The following is a 15,520-nucleotide window of genomic DNA, read 5'->3' on the forward strand; positions in this document are numbered from 1 at the left end:
CCCACCGCCCCCGGGGACGGCCCCGCCCACCGCTTCCGGGACGGCCCCGCGCCGCCGGGCGGCCGGGGCGGCGGTCGTCAGCCCTTCGGGTAGGAGCTGACCGACATCGGGGTCAGCGCGACCTGGTCGAGCAGGATGGTGCCGCTGCTCCCGGCCGGGATCGTCACCGTCAGGGTGTTGCTCCCGGCCTGCAGCTGCGGCCATATGTTCGTGCTGTACCAGGCGTGGTCGGCGTCGGTGCTGCCCTTCGAGTAGTTCTTGAAGGTCACCCCGTTCGCGTGGTCCTTGCCGTTGACCGTGACCTGCGCCGGCAGGTCCGCCGCGGTGTTGTTGAAGTGCAGCCAGAACTTCGCCTGCCCGGCCTGGTCGGCCAGCACCGTCCACGTGACGGTGGAGCCGGCCTGCAGCGTCAGGTAGCCGCCGTCGGTCGACAGGGCGCCCTTGACGCCGCTGCCCGCGGGGGCGTTCTGTGCCTGCAGGGTGCCGGCGTCGGCGATCGGCTCGGCGTCCGGCGTCGGGCTCGGCGCGGCCGACGTCTGCGACGGGGCGGCGCTGCTGGCCGGGGCCGAGGCGCTCGCGGCGCCCTTGCCGTTCTTGTGCGTGCCGTCCGGGTCGCCGGTGGAGAGCGCGATGCCCGCGCCGATCGCGATCGCCGCGACGACGGCGACCGCGCCGATCACCGCGCCCTTGCCGCGGCGGGCGCGCGGGCCGTCCTCGCCCGGCTGCGGGCGGGAGCGCTCGGCGTAGCGGCTCTGCTGCGGCAGCTGGGACGTCGTCCGGGAGCCCTGGTCCGCGGCGGGCTGCTGCGCGTACTGCTGCCCTTGCTGCTGGGCGCCGTACTGCGGCTGTCCGTACGGCTGCTGGGGGGCGGCCGGCGGCTGCCCGTACTGGGCGCGGCCGACCTCCATCGGGCGGCTGTACGCGTTGCGCGGCTGGCTCGGCGCGGTCGAGCCGTCGGCCGGGCGGTAGAGGTAGGCGAAGGGGTCGTCGTCGCCCGCGCCCTCGGGGGCTCCGTTGCTGCCGTCCGTGGTCACGGTGTCACTCCCCGGGCAGATGGTGGACGCTCGTACCGGGGCACCCTACCTAACCTCGGGGACTGCGGGAAAAGCCGATCACCGCCCGGATCACCCGGCACGCCGGTGGGACCGCTCCCCCCGCGCGCCCCGCACAGAACCTCCACGCGCCCGCTTCTCGTCGTACATCCGCTCGTCCGCCGCGCGCAGCACCTCCTCGATGGACATGCCGCACCCCGCCCACCCGATGCCCAGGCTGACGCCGACCCGCATCGCCCGGTTGTCGATCCGCATCGGCGGGATGATCGCGTTGCGCAGCCGGCCCGCGAGGTCCTTCGCCTCCTCGCGGCCGATGCCGTCCGCCAGCACGACGAACTCGTCGCCGCCGAGCCGCGCGACGGTGTCGCCCTCCCGGACGATCTGCTGGAGGCGGCGGGCCACCTCGATCAGCACGGCGTCGCCGGCGTTGTGGCCGAACCGGTCGTTGATCGACTTGAAGCCGTCGAGGTCGCAGAAGAGCACGGCCAGGCCCTTGTCGACGAGCGGCTGCAGCCGGTGCTGGGCACCCCACAGCTCGGTGTCGTCGGGCAGGTCCGCCGGCACGGCGGTGTGCACGTGGGCGGGGCCGTGGTCGAACCGGCCCAGCACCCCGCCGGCGGCGAAGGCCTCCAGGTCGCGGTCGAGCGCCGCGTCGGCGGGCCCGTAGCCGTGCCCGGCCGCACCGGACCCGCCGTAGCCCCCGTAGCCGCCGTGGAGGCCGAGGCCGGAGGCGGCGAGCGCGGTGCCGTGCTCGGCCCCGCCGACGCCCTGCGCGAGGCTGCACAGGCGGCGGCCGAGCCGGGCCTTCAGCTCGGAGCCGTTGGGCAGGCCGGTGAGCGCGTCGTGGCTGGCCCGGTGGGCCAGCTGCAGCTCGTGGCGCTTGCGGTCCTCGATGTCCTCGACGTGCGTGAGGAGGAAGCTCGGGCCCTCGGCGGCGTCGGCCACCACCGAGTTGCGCAGGCACACCCACTGGTATCCGCCGTCCCGGCGGGAGAGCCGCAGCTCGGCCCGGCCGCCCTCGGCGCTGGTGCGCTGCAGCAGGGCGAGGTCCTCGGGGTGGACGAGGTCGGCGAAGCTCTGCTGCCGCAGGGTCGCCCGCGGCCGGCCGAGCAGGCGGCAGAGCGCGTCGTTGACCCGGGTCAGCTGGCCGCGCCCGACCCCGTGCAGCTCGGTGATCGCCATGCCGCTCGGCGCGTACTCGAAAGCCTGCCGGAAGCTCTCCTCGCTGGCCCGCAGCGCCTGCTGCTCCTTCTCCAGCCGGGCCAGCGCGCGCTGCATCTCGGCCCGCAGCCGGGCGTTGCCGATGGCGATGGACGACTGCAGGGAGAACATCTCCAGCGCCTCGCGCGTCCAGGCGCCGGGCCGCTTGCCGCTGCGCGGACGGTCGACGGAGAGCACGCCGAGCAGGTCGCCGCCGGCGCTGTACATGGGGGCGAAGAGGAAGTCGCGGGGGTGCCAGTCGTTGGCGTAGATCGGCAGCGGGCCGTCGCCCGTCCAGGTCGGGACGTCGGTGCCGATGGCCCAGCCGCGGTCGTAGGGCAGGAAGCGCAGGGTGCCCCAGTGGTCGCTGACGCTCAGCATGCGGTCCCAGGACTCCCGGGAGCCGACCTGGCCGAGCAGTACCGCCGGGCCGCCCACGCCGGTCTCCTCCAGCTCCCAGACGGCGGCCACCACCAGGTCGCCGTCGGGCCGGACGAGGCTCACCGCCGCCGCGTCGAACCCGAGCCCGTGGACGGCCCCCTCGACGACCGCCTGCAGCGTTCCGGCCAGGCTGCGGGCAGCATTGAGGTCCGCCACGACCCGGTGCAAGGTGCGGAGGGTCGCGAGGCGGACGTAGGGCTCCGACTCGGCTTCCATGCGGGGTCTCCCCGGCTGCTTCGGATTGGCGGTGATGGTTATCGTCCGATTGCCAGAAGAACTGAATCACAGCGAGCACAGCGATCGGCACGCTCGGTCAGCAATAGGCCACGACTTGTGACCCAAATCACAGACGGCCCCCGTGCCCATACCCAGGTGAGCCGAGGGAAACCCGGACGATACCGGACAACCGGTCCTGCGGGGAGGGGTGCGTCAGCCCGGAGTCCTACGACCGGGGCCCGATTCCGCCCCGCCGACCCGCGGACTACCGTGCGATACGTGCAGAGCTCCCCGCAACCCTCCCAAGCCCGAGCCGCCGGACCCGAAGAATTCCGGGCCGCGCTCTCCCAGCTCGCCTCCGGCGTCGCCCTGGTGACCGCCCGCGACCCCGAGGACGGCGAGGACGCGGGTATGACGGCCACCTCGTTCCTGTCCGTCTCGCTGGAACCGCCGCTGGTGCTGATCTCGGTCCGCGAGGACTCCCGCATGGACGACGTGCTCACCCGCGCCGAGACCTGGGCCGTCTCCCTGCTCGGCGAGGAGCAGCGGGCCCTCGCCTCGCGGTTCGCCATGAAGGGCCGGCTCAGCGACCGCCTGCTCTTCGCCGACACCCCGCACCGGCGGGCCGAGTTCACCGGCTCCCCGCTGGTCGACGGCGCCCTCGCGACCGTCGAGTGCCGCACCGAGGAGCGCATCCCCGCGGGCGACCACACGCTGGTGCTCGGCCGGGTCCTGCAGGCCAGGGTCGACGCGGCGGGCGGGCGGCCGCTCCTCTACTTCCGCGGCGACTACCGCCGGCTGGGCTGAGCACCCGCCGGACGGAACGTCACTCCGCCCCGCGCACCCGGTTCCTGCCCTGCTTGAGCTGGGCCCGGTGCCGCTTGTTCTCCAGCCGGCGCTCGACCATCCCGCGGGACGGCTTGGTCGCCCGGCGCGCCTTCGGCGGCGGCGCCGTGGCGTCCCCCAGCAGCGAGGCCAGCCGTGCGGCGGCGACCTCCCGGTTGCGCCACTGCGAGCGGTGCTCGGAGGCCCGGACGACCAGCACCCGGCCGTCGACCAGCCGGGTCGCCAGGCGCTCCAGGGCGCGCTCCTTCCACACCGGCGGCAGCGCGGTGGACGCCGCCAGGTCGTAGCGCAGCTCGACCTGGGTGTCGGAGGTGTTGACGTGCTGGCCACCGGGGCCGGAGGAACGCGAGAAGCGCCAGACGAGCTCGGCGTCGGGGACGACCACCGACCCCCGTACGCGGATGGGCTCGGACATGCGTTCATCATCCCGCGCCGCACCGCCCCCGGTCACGCGGTTATCACCGCGGATCCGCTCCGGCCCCGGCCGGCACCGCCCCGGGGCAGAATGGGCCCGTGATCGAGCTCGGCTACTCCCTCTCCACCCGCTTCCCCGACCCCCCGCAGACCGACTACCGGGACGCCCCGGTGCGCAGCCTGCGGCACGACCTGTTCTGCGGCGACGTCTACCTGGAGGCGGACGGCAAGGAGTTCGGCACGCGCTGGGGCTGGGTGCCGGTGCTCGACTTCGCCTGGGCGCTGTGCGACATCGTCGAGCAGTTGGACCGCGACCCGCAGGGCAGCCGCGCCGCCGCCGTGCAGACGGCCGACCTCGACTTCACCCAGAACACCGAGCTGCTGCGCTTCGCCCGCCGCTTCGGCTGGGTGGAGGTCACCGCCACCTGGCTGCGGGACGCCGAACCGGCCGTCGTCCGCCACGCCGACCTCCGCCGCGAGGCCCGCGACTTCCTGCAGGACGTGCTCGCGGATCTGGCGGACCTGCACGAGGGCCTGGCCGACAATCCGAACGTCTGGACGGTCCAGGGCCGTTTTCCGCGGATCTGACCGGCCGGACCACGCCGCGCCGCTACGGTTCGTACGAGAAATCCGGCCCGGGCTGGAACCATGGCCCCCGCGACCAGCGTTCTTCCGAACAAAAGCGACCGAAGGGACACACACACCATGCCCGTGAGCCTCTCCAAGGGTGGCAACGTCTCGCTGACCAAGGAGGCCCCCGGTCTGACGGCCGTCACCGTCGGCCTCGGCTGGGACACCCGCACGACCACCGGTGCGGAGTTCGACCTCGACGCCAGCGCGATCGTGCTGAACAACGACGGCAAGGTGTACTCCGACCGTCACTTCGTCTTCTTCAACAACACCAGCACCCCGGACAGCACCGTCGTCCACACCGGTGACAACCGCACCGGCGAGGGCGCCGGCGACGACGAGCAGATCAACGTCAACCTGGCCGGCCTGCCCGCCGACGTCACCCGGATCACCTTCCCGGTGTCGATCTACGACGCGGTCAACCGCAGCCAGAGCTTCGGCCAGGTCCGCAACGCCTACATCCGCGTGCTCAACGCCGCGGGCGGTGCCGAGATCGCCCGCTACGACCTCTCCGAGGACGCCGCCACCGAGACCGCCATGATCTTCGGCGAGCTCTACCGCAGCGGCGCGGAGTGGAAGTTCCGCGCCATCGGCCAGGGCTACGCCTCCGGCCTGGTCGGCATCGCGCAGGACTTCGGCGTCAACGTCTGACCCGCGGAAGCGCGGCACGACCGCGCCCGGGCCGTCAACGGCCCGCCGCCCACGAACGGGCGATGCCCGGACCCCCTCGGGGGTCCGGGCATCGCCCGTTCGCCTGTCCGCCGGCGTCCGCCGGCCGTGCGATCCGTCAGGAACGGCCCGCCCGGAGCTCCGGCAGCTGCAGCATCTCGGTGTCGTCGTGCGGCGTCAGGTCGACCACCTCGGGACGGCGGTGCTCCGTCTCCTCGTCCTCCTCGGGACGGGCGGGCACCGGCGCGGGCTCGGCCACCCGCGGCACGGCCTCCGTCGGGGCCGCGTAGCGCACGCTCTCCGCGAGCGCCTCGTCGCCCACCACGTCGGCGAGGTCGCCGACCGCCGGTGCCGGCACCGCCGCCCGCAGCGCGGCGGCCGTGGCGGGACGCCCGAAGAAGCTGAACCCCGGCCCGCGGCCGATCCGCGGACGGGCCGCCTGCACCACCGTGCCGGACTTCGGGACGGACGGCTCCGGAACGGCCACCACGGCCTGCTGCCGGACCACCGGCACCGGCTGCGGCGACCGCGGGCGGAGCTCCACCTGGGCCCGCGCCGCACCCTCCTGACGACGGGCCGCGGCCTCGGCGCCCTGGCGCTCCATGCGGCGCAGCGCGGCGGCCGCCCGGACGAACGCCGCCGGGCTGACCGGGTGCGCGGGCACCTCGGCGTCGCGCGCACGCCGGGCCGCCTCGGCCTCACGCAGCGTCTGCTCGGCGACCGCCACGGCGCGTTCGCGCAGCAGCCGGGCGATCTCCGTCTCGGCCTTGGCCAGGCGGGACTTCTCCGCGGTCAGCCGGCGGCCGAACCGGGTGGCGCGCTCCTCGGCGACCTCGGCGGCGTACTCGGCCTCGGCGAGCTGCTCCTCGAAGCGCTCCTCGGCGCGCAGCCGGCGGGTGGCCGCGAGCTGCAGGGCGGCGCGGGCGGCACGGTCACGCTGACGCAGCACCAGGCCAAGGCCGACGGCCGCCACGACGGCGGCGACACCCACCGACCGCGCGACCAGCGGGTCCGGCGTGGCCACCAGGGCGGCCACCGCGGCAAGGACCAGCACGCCGACGGCGACAGGAGGCACGGACCGGCCGAGGACGGAGGAATGACGGTGGCGTCCACGAGACATGCCAAGAAACTAGCGTGCGAATCGGGGCGCTGTCAGCCTCGCCACTCATTCGGCTCTTGACAGTCCGTCGGAAACGCACGGCGTGTTCGAACCTGCACGGAGGGCTACCATGGCCGCCGTCCGACCGACCGACCTGCAGAGCGAGGCGCCCGTGTCCCCCGGTTTCCGTGTGCACCCCGGTGAACTGACTGCCGCCGGGCAGGCCGCCCGGCACACCTCCGGACGGCTGCGCGCCGACGCGCGCGCTGCGCTCGGCCCCGCCGACGCCGCCGCCGGGGCCCTCCCGGGCTGGCGGACCGCCGCGGCGCTCCGCGACTGCGCCGACGCCTGGCACCGCGTGCTGGAGCGGCTCGCCGACGAGCTCGACACCATCGGCAGCGACCTCGGCCGCACCGCCGACGGCTACGCGGCCGCCGACGAGGCCGTCCGGCGCTCCCTCACCCCGGCGCGCTGACGTGGACGCCGCCGCACTCGCCGCCGCCCGCCCGGACACCCTGCCCGCCGCCGCGGACGCCTACGCCGCCCTGGTCTCCGCCCTCGAACGGCACCACGCCGCCTGGACGCGGGAGACCGCCGCCCGGGTGCACGGCGCCGACTGGCAGGGCCGGGCGGCCGACCTCGCCACGGCCACCGTCGACCGGACGGGCGGGCGCCTCCAGGCCGCCTGGATGGAGCTGGCCCTGGTGCGGGACACCCTGCGGACGGCCGCGGAGGCGTTCCGGGTCGCCCGGGGCCGGCTGGCGGCCGACCCCGACGGGGCCGTCGCGGCGGCGGAGCACGCCGATGCCGCAGCCGCCGCCCGGCTGACCGCGCTCGCCGCCACCGCCCGCAGCGGTGCGGCCCTCACCGCGGCCGCCGCGGTCGCCGGGCTCGGCCGGCTCTCCGACCCGCGCGAGGCGCTGAACACCGCGCTGGCGTCCCTGCTGCCGCCGCCCGGTGCCGGTCCCTCGGAGGCCGCCGCCTGGTGGCGGGCGCTCGGCCCCGACGCCCGGGCCGCCCTCACCGAGGGACGGCCCGAGCTCGTCGGCGGCCTGGACGGCCTGCCGGCCCGCGACCGCGACCGGGCGAACCGGCTCCGGCTGACCCTCCTGCTGCAGCACCCCGACACCCTGCCCGGACCGCTGCGGACCGGCCTGCAGGCCGTCGCGGATCGCCTGGCCCGGGCCGAGGACGGCATCCTGCTGCTCGCCCTCGGCGCGGAGGGCCAGGGCCGGGCGGTGCTGAGCCACGGCGACCCGGACACCGCGGACGACGTCGCCGTCTACGTGCCGGGCTTCGGCACCGACCTGGCCGCCGCGGGCCGCGGCGACGCCGACCGGGCGGAGCGGATCCGTGACGCGGCCGTCCGCTGCGGCAGCGGCCGGACGACCGCCGCGATGGTGTGGCTGGGGTACGACGCCCCGCCCAACGAGGGGCTGGACCTGCGGTCGGCCCAGGTCGCCGGGGACGACCGCGCCCGGGCCGGGGCGGAGGGCCTGCACGGCTTCCTGGACGGCCTGCGGGCCGCCCGCCCGGGCCCGCCCGCCCACGTCACGGCGGTCGGGCACAGCTACGGCTCGCTGGTCGTCGGACTGGCCGCCCGGCAGGGCGGCGGCATGGACGACGTCGTCCTGGTCGGCAGCCCCGGCGCGGGCGTCGGCCGGGCCGGGGAGCTGGGGGTCGGCGCCGACCACGTGTACGTCGGCGTGGCGGACCACGACCCCGTGGGCCGGCTGCCCGGCGGCGCGTCGGTGGCGGGCGGACTGCTGCTGGGCGGGCTGCCGGCCGCCGCGGCGCTGCAGGCCGCGGGCCCGCACGACCTGTGGTTCGGCCGCGACCCGGCCGGCGCGGGCTTCGGCGCCCACCGGTTCGGGGTGGAACCGGGGGGCGCGGGCGCCTTCGCGAGCCACTCCGCCTACTTCGACGCCGCGGCCGACGGCCGTCCGTCGGAGTCGCTGGCCAACATCGGCCGGGTGGTCGCGGGCCGCGGGGCGGAGGTCACCACCGCGCCGCACCGCTGACCGGCCGCGGCCCGGGGGTGCGGTTCAGCGCGGCGACGGGGCGGCGGGGCGGGTGGGACCGTCGTGGTCCTCGGGGAGCTTGCAGACGTGCTGGAGCCAGAGCGCGGCCGCCATGACGGCCGCGCCGGCCAGCACCGCGAACCCGGCGGTGAGGGCCTGCGACTTGCGGGCGGCGATGTCGAGCTGGCCGAGCAGGAAGACGCCGGTGCCCGCGTACATGCCGGTGACCACGGCGGCCACCAGGCCGCTGGCCTGGGCGAGCACCACGGCCCGCGCCGCGTGCAGCGGGTCGACGCCCTTGGCGCCGGGCTGCCGCTCGCGGACCGCCTTGAGCCGGGCCCGCAGCGACAGAGCGGTGGCCAGCAGCACCACGGCAACGGCGGCCAGCACCACGGGGGCCGCCGCGGGCACGCCGGGGAGGCTGCCGAGCGAGCCCCACAGCTTGGCGCCGGCCCAGGAGAGCACCCCGGCCACGGCGGTGATGCCGAGCAGCAGGCGGAGACGGAGCGGCTTCACGCGGACGATGTCCTTCCCGACGGACGCGACGGACTGCTGTCCCTGACGGACCGTCGCGGTGCGGCGGTGCCAGGCCACCGTACCGGCCCACCGGCCCCCACCTGTACGGACGGTCCGGTGCCGGGGGAAGTTCCCCGGCGGTCGGTCACTCCGGCAGCCTCAGCCGGATGTCGGAGCGGCGACGCACTCCCTGGGCCTCCTCGCCGCCCAGGGCCTTCAGCAGTTCGGCGACCGGGCCGCGGCCGGGCACCTCGGCGTCCGGGTCGGCGTCGAGCCAGGGGGCGAGGACGAACGCGCGCTCGTGGGCGCGCGGGTGGGGCAGCACCAGGTGCGGGTCCTCGCTGAGGGTGCCCTCCACCGCGAGGATGTCGACGTCGAGGGTGCGCGGGCCCCAGCGGACCTCGCGGACCCGCCCGAAGGCGTCCTCGACGGCGTTGCCGCGCTCCAGCAGCGAGGTCGCCGGGAGCGTGGTGCGCAGCAGCACCACGGCGTTGTAGTAGGACGGCTGGTCGGCGGGGCCGCCGACGGCGTCCGTCTCGAAGACGCCGGAGACGGCGGTGATGCGGATGCCGGGAGTGTCCCCGAGCGCGTCGACGGCGCCCTGCAGGGTCTCCAGCCGGTTGCCCAGGTTCGCCCCCAGGGCGACGGCGGCGTGCCGGACCGTCTGCAGGGTGGAGTCCGCCGAGTCGACCCTGCGCTCCAGATCGGACGTGGTCGGCGTGGCGGTCGGGTCGCTGGTGCTCATCGGGTTCCCTCTGCGGCTCGGGGGCGACGCGGCCGGCGCGTCACGTGCGGCCCCGGTGGATGGTGACGGTCACGTCGTCGAACGGGACGGTGATCGGGGCGTCCGGCTTGTGCACGGTGACCTCGACCTCCTCGACCGTGCCGTGCTTCAGGCACTGGTCGGCGATCCGCTGCGCGAGCGTCTCGATCAGGTCGACGGGGTCGCCCGCGATCACCGCGGTGACCTCCTCGGCGATCACGCCGTAGTGGGCGGTGCGGGTGAGGTCGTCCGTGGCGGCGGCCGGGCGCGTGTCCAGGAACAGGACGAGGTCGACGACGAAGGTCTGGCCCTCGGCGCGTTCCCGTTCGAAGACGCCGTGGTGGCCCCGGGCACGCAGGCCCCGCAGGGTGACGCGGTCCAGCAAACGAATCACTGCTCCCAGAAGACGGCCCGGCCGGAGGCAGGGCGACGGCGGGCCCCGTCGCCCGCCACCCGTCGAATCTACCTCCGGGTGCCCGTGGCCCCCGACCGTCTACCCGGTGCCACGGGCCGTCACGCGCGCCGGACCGGCGATCGACGTGAACGTTTCGTGCCGTTCCGGCTGCGGCCGCGCACCGGTGGCGGCGTCAGTCCTCGTCCTCGTCGTCGTCCTCGTCGTCCCCGCTGGTCAGCACGGGTGATCCGTGGTGCGACCAGAGCCGCCAGCCGTCCGGGGTGCGACGGAAGAGGTTGGTGGAGACGACCTTGCCGCCGACGAGCGGGCCCAGCTCGCCCTCCTCCTCGGCCTCGCCGCCGGAGAGGATGTTCTCGGTGCAGGTGACAAGGGCCACATCGCCCTGCACCTCGCACTCGACGTCGGTCAGGAAGAACTGGATGTACTCCGTGTTCATCATGATCAGCATGTACGACCGGGTCACCTGGGCCCGCCCGCGCAGCACCGGCCAGCCGGGGTGCACGCAGACGACGCCGCTCTTGTCGTCGGCGTCCCCGGCTCCGAGCCAGATGCCCTCCACGGCCTCCAGGTCGCCGTTCTCCAGCGCCTCGTACATCGCCTGGTTGGCCGCCAGGACGGCCTCGCGGTCCACTTCCAGGGCCGACGCCCGCTCTCCGCTCACCGTGCCGCCTCCTGACGTACCGCCCGCGTCGTCGTCCCGCACCGTGCCTCCTGCAGGGCTGCTGCTGCCACGCCTACCCCCTTCGGGCGGCCTGCTGCCAGGCCGCGACCACTCGTACGGCGTCGGCCGTGCCGGCCACGTCGTGCACCCGGACGGCCCAGGCGCCCGCCCGGGCGGAGAGCACCGAGACCGCCGCCGTGGCGTCGTCCCGCTGCCTGGCCGGGCGCAGCTCCCCGGTTTCCGGGTTGGCGAGCAGCGTACCCAGGAAGCGCTTGCGCGAAGCCGCGACGAGCACCGGGCGCCCGAGGGCGGTGAGCGCGTCGAGCCGGCCGAGCAGGGCCCAGTTGTGCTCCGCGGTCTTGGCGAAGCCCAGGCCCGGGTCGAGGACGATCTGCTCCTCCTTGACCCCGGCGGCCAGCAGCGCGCCCATCCGGGCGGCGAGCTCGGCGGTGACGTCGGCGACGACGTCGCGGTAGACGGCGAGGGAGTCCATGTCGGCGGACTGCCCGCGCCAGTGCATCACCACGAAGGGCGCGCCGGTGGCGGCCACCACCTCGGCCATCGCCGGGTCGGCGAGGCCGCCCGACACGTCGTTGACCATCCGGGCGCCGGCCTCGACGGCGGCCGCGGCGACGGCCGCCCGCATGGTGTCCACCGAGACGGCGACACCCGCCGCGGCGAGGTCGCGGACGACCGGGACGACCCGGCGCAGCTCCTCCCGCTCGGTGACGCGCTGCGCGCCGGGCCGGGTGGACTCCCCGCCGACGTCGACCAGGTCGGCGCCCTGCGCGGCCAGGCGCAGGCCGTGGGCGACGGCGGCGTCCGGGTCGAGCCAGAGGCCGCCGTCGGAGAAGGAGTCGGGGGTGACGTTGACGACGCCCATCACGGCGCAGCGGTCGAGGGCGGGAAGGCCGGGCAGCGGGTTGTCCATGGGGCCATTATCGAGCCACCCGGGGCGCCGGACCGGACGCCGGACGCCGTCGGCGGGCACCGCGTGCTGCGGTGCCCGCCGACGGCGTCCGTGCGGGGCGGGCCGGGCTCAGGCGGCCTCGGTGACCGATCCGAGCCGGGCCTCGCCGGTCTCGGGCATCAGGCCCTGCCGGGGGCGGGGCCGGCCGATGCGGGGCAGGCCCAGCGTGATGAACGCCTCCGCCTGCATCGCGGCGAAGCCGATCCGCGGGAGGTCGCGGGTCTGCTTGTAGACGAGGAAGCGGGGCTCCCACTCCGGCTGGAACTTGGCGTTGAACTTGTACAGCGACTCGATCTGGAACCACCGGGAGAGGAAGACCAGCAGCCCCCGCCACGCGCGGAGCACGGGACCGGCGCCGATGCGCTCCCCGCGGGCGAGCGCGGAGCGGAACATCGCGAAGTTCAGCGACACCCGGCGCACGCCCATCGCCGGCACGGCCTGCAGGGCGGCGACGATGAGCAGCTCGTTGAGGCCCGGGTCGGCCTCGCGGTCGCGGCGCATGAGCTCCAGGGAGATGCCGTCGGGCCCCCAGGGCACGAAGTGCAGGACGGCCGCGAGGCCGGGGTCGGCCCCTTCATCCACGGGGGCCTTGTGGGCGGTGACCACGATGCAGTCGTCGTCGCCGGCGTCGCCGAAGCGGCCGAGGGCCATCGAGAAGCCCCGCTCGGTGTCGGTGCCCCGCCACCGGCAGGCGGAGTCGGCGATCTGCCGCTTCTCGTCCGCCGTGAGGTCGCCGACCCGGCGGACCTGGCAGGAGTAGCCGTTGCGCTCGATCCGCTTCACCATCTGGCGGACGTTGCGCATCGCCCGACCGGCGAGCGAGAACGTCGCGGTGTCGACGATGGCCTCGTCGCCGAGTTCCAGGGCGTCGAGGCCCGCCTCACGGGTCCACACCTCGCCGCCGACCTCGCTGCATCCCATGACGGCGGGCACCCAGGCGTGCTCGCGGGCCTCCGTCATGAAGACCTTGATCGCCCCGGGCCACGCCTCGACGTCGCCGACCGGGTCTCCCGAGGCCAGCATCACGCCGGACACCACGCGGTAGGAGATCGCCGCCTTGCCGGAGGGCGAGAACAGCACGCTCTTGTCGCGGCGCAGGGCGAAGTAGCCGAGCGAGTCGCGGTGGCCGTGCCGGGCCAGCAGCCCGCGCACCTTCACCTCGTCCTCGGCGGTCAGCTCGGGTTCGGGCCTCTCCGGCCGCAGCGCCAGGTAGGCGGTGGTGAAGGCGGTGAGCAGGCCGAGCGCGCCGAGCGAGTACGCGACGAGGTCGGAGATGCGGTCGGAGCCGTAGCGGATCGGCCCGTCGAAGCCGAAGAGGCCGTAGAACGTCTCCTGGAGCCGCTGGGCGAGCGTGGGGTCGCCGAGCTCCGACTTCGGGTGGACGCTCACGATCAGCAGGCCGAGCAGCACGCTGAAGACGCCCATCACCACGAGGTTGACCACGGCGCGGAGGCGGGTGCGCGGGTCGGCCTTCGCGTAGAACTCTCCGCGGTGCACCAGGATCACCGAGAACAGCACCAGCGACACCACCGCCGGGACGGTCTCGTGCCAGCGCAGCAGGTGCAGGGCCGCGCCGACCGGCAGCAGCACGCAGACCGCCCGCCAGGCGCGCCGCTTGCGGCGGCGCAGCGCGTGGGCGAGCAGCACCAGCAGAATGCCGATCATGAGCGTGCCGACCGCGGCGAGGGCCGTGGTGATGCCCGGCAGCTGTCCGGCGAAGGTGTGCATCCGGGTGTGGCGCAGCCTCGGGAAGACGGCGCTGCAGATGTCGAGCAGGCCGATCAGCAGGCAGGCGTAGCCGACCACGCCGGGGAGCCACACGCGGGGGACGGCCGCCGCCTGGGTGCGCAGCGTCTGCAGCCCGCGGCGGCGGGGCTGCTCGGTCGACGGCTCAACGGACACGGGAACGCTCATGGGGGTTCAGCGTAGGGGCTGGGGCGGCTCGCCCGGTCACGCCGCGGCAGGAGTGGTGATGGACCTTCATGGCTATTCCTCGATCGGGCAATCCGCAGGTCAAGAGGGGTCCGCGCGCGGGCACGCCGGAGCGGGTCCTCCCCGGACGGGGGAAGCATGGGGACGGGTGGGGCCGCCCTCGGACGGGTCGGTGTGGCCGGCCGGTCGCACGGGCGGGTGGCAGAGGTGAAGGGCTCGGACGCTGGGGCACCGTCGCCGAGGGGCGCCGGCTCACGCACTACACACGGTGGGACGCCGCAGTCTAGGGCCTCGGTTGCAGTGTGCCCGGGCAGCCCGACCGGGCGCCGCCGACCGACGCCCGGTCAGGCTAGCCCCGGTGGCCCGGTCCCGTGTGCGAACGGACGATGAACCCTGGCCCACACACCGCCCGATGGAAGGCGCCGTCATGGAACTGACCAGCAGTTCGCTGGTGTACGCACTGGCCGCGACGGCGGTTGCGGGGCTGCTGGCCACCCTCTGGCTCTGGCCCCGGCTGGCCCGCCAGCGGCCGCTGGCGGTGCTCGGACGGCTCGGCCTGCTGACGGTCGTTCAGGTGTCGGTGCTGGGCGTGCTCGCGCTGGCGGTGAACAACTCGTACAGCTTCTACACCTCGTGGAACGACCTGCTGAGCCCGGGCGGTGCGGCGCTGGCGCTGACGAGTTCGGAGCACGCGCCGGGGGCCGCGCCGGAGGACGGGCAGAAGCTCGTGGAGCCCAGCACCGAGGGCGGGCTGGAGACGGTGAAGGACGTGCTGCCAGCCGGCAAGCCGGAGGAGGTGGGCCGGGTCGACTCGGTGAAGGTCACCGGCACCGAGTCCGGGCTGTCCGACCAGGTCTTCGTCTACCTGCCGCCGGAGTACTTCATCGCGAAGTACGCGCGCGAGCGCTTCCCGGTGATGATGGCCATCGGCGGCTACCCCGGCCCGTCCCTGCACCTGGTGGAGGGCCTGCGGGTGCCGCAGACGGCCTCGGAGCTGGAGCGCGCGGGGCGGATGTCGCCGACCGTCATCGTGATGGCCAGGCCGACCGTGGCGCCGCCGCGCAACACCGAGTGCGTGGACGTGGCGGGCGGCCCGAAGACGGAGACCTGGTTCACCAAGGACGTGCCGGCCGCGCTCCGCTCGGCGTACCGGGTGAGCCACTCGACGGGCTCGTGGGGCGTCTTCGGCTACTCGACCGGCGGCAGCTGCGCACTGCGCCTCGCGATGCGCAACCCGGACGCCTTCCCCTACGCGGCCGGGCTGCACGCGGACTACCAGGTGCCGAACGACCGCTGGACTGACGGCGACCTCTTCGGGGGCGACGCCGGGGCCGCCTCGCAGTCGGACCTCGCCTGGCGGCTGAAGAACCTGCCGGCGCCGCACACGTCCCTGCTCGTGGTGAGCACGAAGACCGAGGACAACTACCCGGCGACCCAGCAGTTCCTCGCCGCCGCGCAGCAGGTCGCCGGGGAGCACCCGGAGTTCAGCGCGGAGTCGCTGTTCCTGGACGACGGCGGGCACAGCTTCGAGACCTGGCGGCGGGAGCTTCCGGCGGCGCTGGAGTGGATGAGCGACCACCTGGCGCCGCCGCCGGACCGCGAGCCCCGACCGTGACGCGCAGGCCGTGACGCACAGTGCCGTGGCGCGCAGTGCCGTGACGCGCAGGCGTTCGCG

16 protein-coding genes are annotated in these 15,520 nt (G+C 75.1%); 6 read left to right on the top strand and 10 right to left on the bottom strand.

Annotated elements, in window-relative coordinates; translation table 11 throughout:
• Positions 1-77: 77 nt before the first annotated feature.
• Together OG335_RS17385 and OG335_RS17390 are read right to left on the bottom strand one after the other, a co-directional pair.
• Positions 78-1,034 (bottom strand): hypothetical protein, encoded by a 957-nt coding sequence (locus tag OG335_RS17385; RefSeq protein WP_405012040.1) that lies wholly within the window; start codon positions 1,032-1,034, stop codon positions 78-80.
• Positions 1,035-1,124: 90 nt separating this feature from the next.
• Complete coding sequence (locus tag OG335_RS17390) at positions 1,125-2,909, bottom strand: diguanylate cyclase domain-containing protein (protein ID WP_405012041.1); 1,785 nt, start codon at positions 2,907-2,909, stop codon at positions 1,125-1,127.
• Positions 2,910-3,188: 279 nt separating this feature from the next.
• On the opposite strand from OG335_RS17390, the gene OG335_RS17395 reads away from it, so the two are divergent.
• Positions 3,189-3,716: a flavin reductase family protein gene (locus tag OG335_RS17395; RefSeq protein ID WP_405012042.1), complete on the top strand. Its 528-nt coding sequence runs from the start codon at positions 3,189-3,191 to the stop codon at positions 3,714-3,716.
• Positions 3,717-3,735: 19 nt separating this feature from the next.
• Here OG335_RS17395 and arfB read toward each other — a convergent pair whose 3' ends face one another.
• Positions 3,736-4,170: an alternative ribosome rescue aminoacyl-tRNA hydrolase ArfB gene (gene arfB / locus OG335_RS17400; RefSeq protein WP_405012043.1), complete on the bottom strand. Its 435-nt coding sequence runs from the start codon at positions 4,168-4,170 to the stop codon at positions 3,736-3,738.
• 98 nt (positions 4,171-4,268) lie between these two features.
• Here arfB and OG335_RS17405 point away from each other — a divergent pair, with 98 nt between their 5' ends.
• Both OG335_RS17405 and OG335_RS17410 read left to right on the top strand, forming a co-directional pair.
• Positions 4,269-4,757 carry a hypothetical protein gene (locus OG335_RS17405; RefSeq protein ID WP_405012044.1) on the top strand — a complete coding sequence of 163 codons (489 nt, stop codon included), beginning with the start codon at positions 4,269-4,271 and terminating at the stop codon, positions 4,755-4,757.
• 117 nt (positions 4,758-4,874) lie between these two features.
• Positions 4,875-5,450, top strand: a complete 576-nt coding sequence (locus OG335_RS17410; RefSeq protein ID WP_405012045.1) for a TerD family protein — start codon at positions 4,875-4,877, stop codon at positions 5,448-5,450.
• Between the two features lie 136 nt (positions 5,451-5,586).
• Here OG335_RS17410 and OG335_RS17415 read toward each other — a convergent pair whose 3' ends face one another.
• A complete protein-coding gene (locus OG335_RS17415; RefSeq protein ID WP_405012046.1) occupies positions 5,587-6,588 on the bottom strand; it encodes a hypothetical protein in 1,002 nt (333 codons plus the stop codon).
• A gap of 109 nt (positions 6,589-6,697) precedes the next feature.
• Between OG335_RS17415 and OG335_RS17420 the strand changes: the two genes are divergently transcribed.
• Both OG335_RS17420 and OG335_RS17425 read left to right on the top strand, forming a co-directional pair.
• Positions 6,698-7,042, top strand: a complete 345-nt coding sequence (locus OG335_RS17420) for a WXG100 family type VII secretion target (RefSeq protein WP_405012047.1) — start codon at positions 6,698-6,700, stop codon at positions 7,040-7,042.
• 1 nt (position 7,043) lies between these two features.
• Entirely contained in the window at positions 7,044-8,588 is a 1,545-nt protein-coding gene (locus tag OG335_RS17425; RefSeq protein WP_405012048.1) for an alpha/beta hydrolase, read from the top strand.
• Between the two features lie 24 nt (positions 8,589-8,612).
• Here the strand turns inward: OG335_RS17425 and OG335_RS17430 are convergent, their stop codons facing one another.
• The 6 genes from OG335_RS17430 to OG335_RS17455 all read right to left on the bottom strand — a co-directional run bounded on the left by OG335_RS17430 (position 8,613) and on the right by OG335_RS17455 (position 13,827).
• Entirely contained in the window at positions 8,613-9,104 is a 492-nt protein-coding gene (locus tag OG335_RS17430) for a DUF3180 domain-containing protein (protein ID WP_405012049.1), read from the bottom strand.
• Between the two features lie 145 nt (positions 9,105-9,249).
• The gene (folK, locus tag OG335_RS17435) at positions 9,250-9,849 is read right to left on the bottom strand and encodes a 2-amino-4-hydroxy-6-hydroxymethyldihydropteridine diphosphokinase (protein WP_405012050.1); all 600 of its coding nucleotides are present in this window, start codon (positions 9,847-9,849) and stop codon (positions 9,250-9,252) included.
• 40 nt (positions 9,850-9,889) lie between these two features.
• Complete coding sequence (gene folB, locus OG335_RS17440) at positions 9,890-10,249, bottom strand: dihydroneopterin aldolase (protein WP_405015433.1); 360 nt, start codon at positions 10,247-10,249, stop codon at positions 9,890-9,892.
• A gap of 205 nt (positions 10,250-10,454) precedes the next feature.
• Positions 10,455-10,943, bottom strand: coding sequence for a nuclear transport factor 2 family protein (locus tag OG335_RS17445; protein ID WP_405012051.1), 489 nt, complete (start codon positions 10,941-10,943; stop codon positions 10,455-10,457).
• A gap of 73 nt (positions 10,944-11,016) precedes the next feature.
• Positions 11,017-11,874 carry a dihydropteroate synthase gene (folP, locus tag OG335_RS17450; RefSeq protein ID WP_405012052.1) on the bottom strand — a complete coding sequence of 286 codons (858 nt, stop codon included), beginning with the start codon at positions 11,872-11,874 and terminating at the stop codon, positions 11,017-11,019.
• Between the two features lie 108 nt (positions 11,875-11,982).
• Positions 11,983-13,827 carry a phosphatidylglycerol lysyltransferase domain-containing protein gene (locus OG335_RS17455; protein ID WP_405012053.1) on the bottom strand — a complete coding sequence of 615 codons (1,845 nt, stop codon included), beginning with the start codon at positions 13,825-13,827 and terminating at the stop codon, positions 11,983-11,985.
• Positions 13,828-14,272: 445 nt separating this feature from the next.
• Here OG335_RS17455 and OG335_RS17460 point away from each other — a divergent pair, with 445 nt between their 5' ends.
• On the top strand, positions 14,273-15,460 hold the full coding sequence (locus OG335_RS17460; protein WP_405012054.1) for an alpha/beta hydrolase: 1,188 nt from the start codon (positions 14,273-14,275) through the stop codon (positions 15,458-15,460).
• Positions 15,461-15,520 lie beyond the last annotated feature (60 nt).

It is taken from the genome of Kitasatospora sp. NBC_01539 (assembly GCF_045040525.1).
GTDB lineage: Bacteria > Actinomycetota > Actinomycetes > Streptomycetales > Streptomycetaceae > Kitasatospora.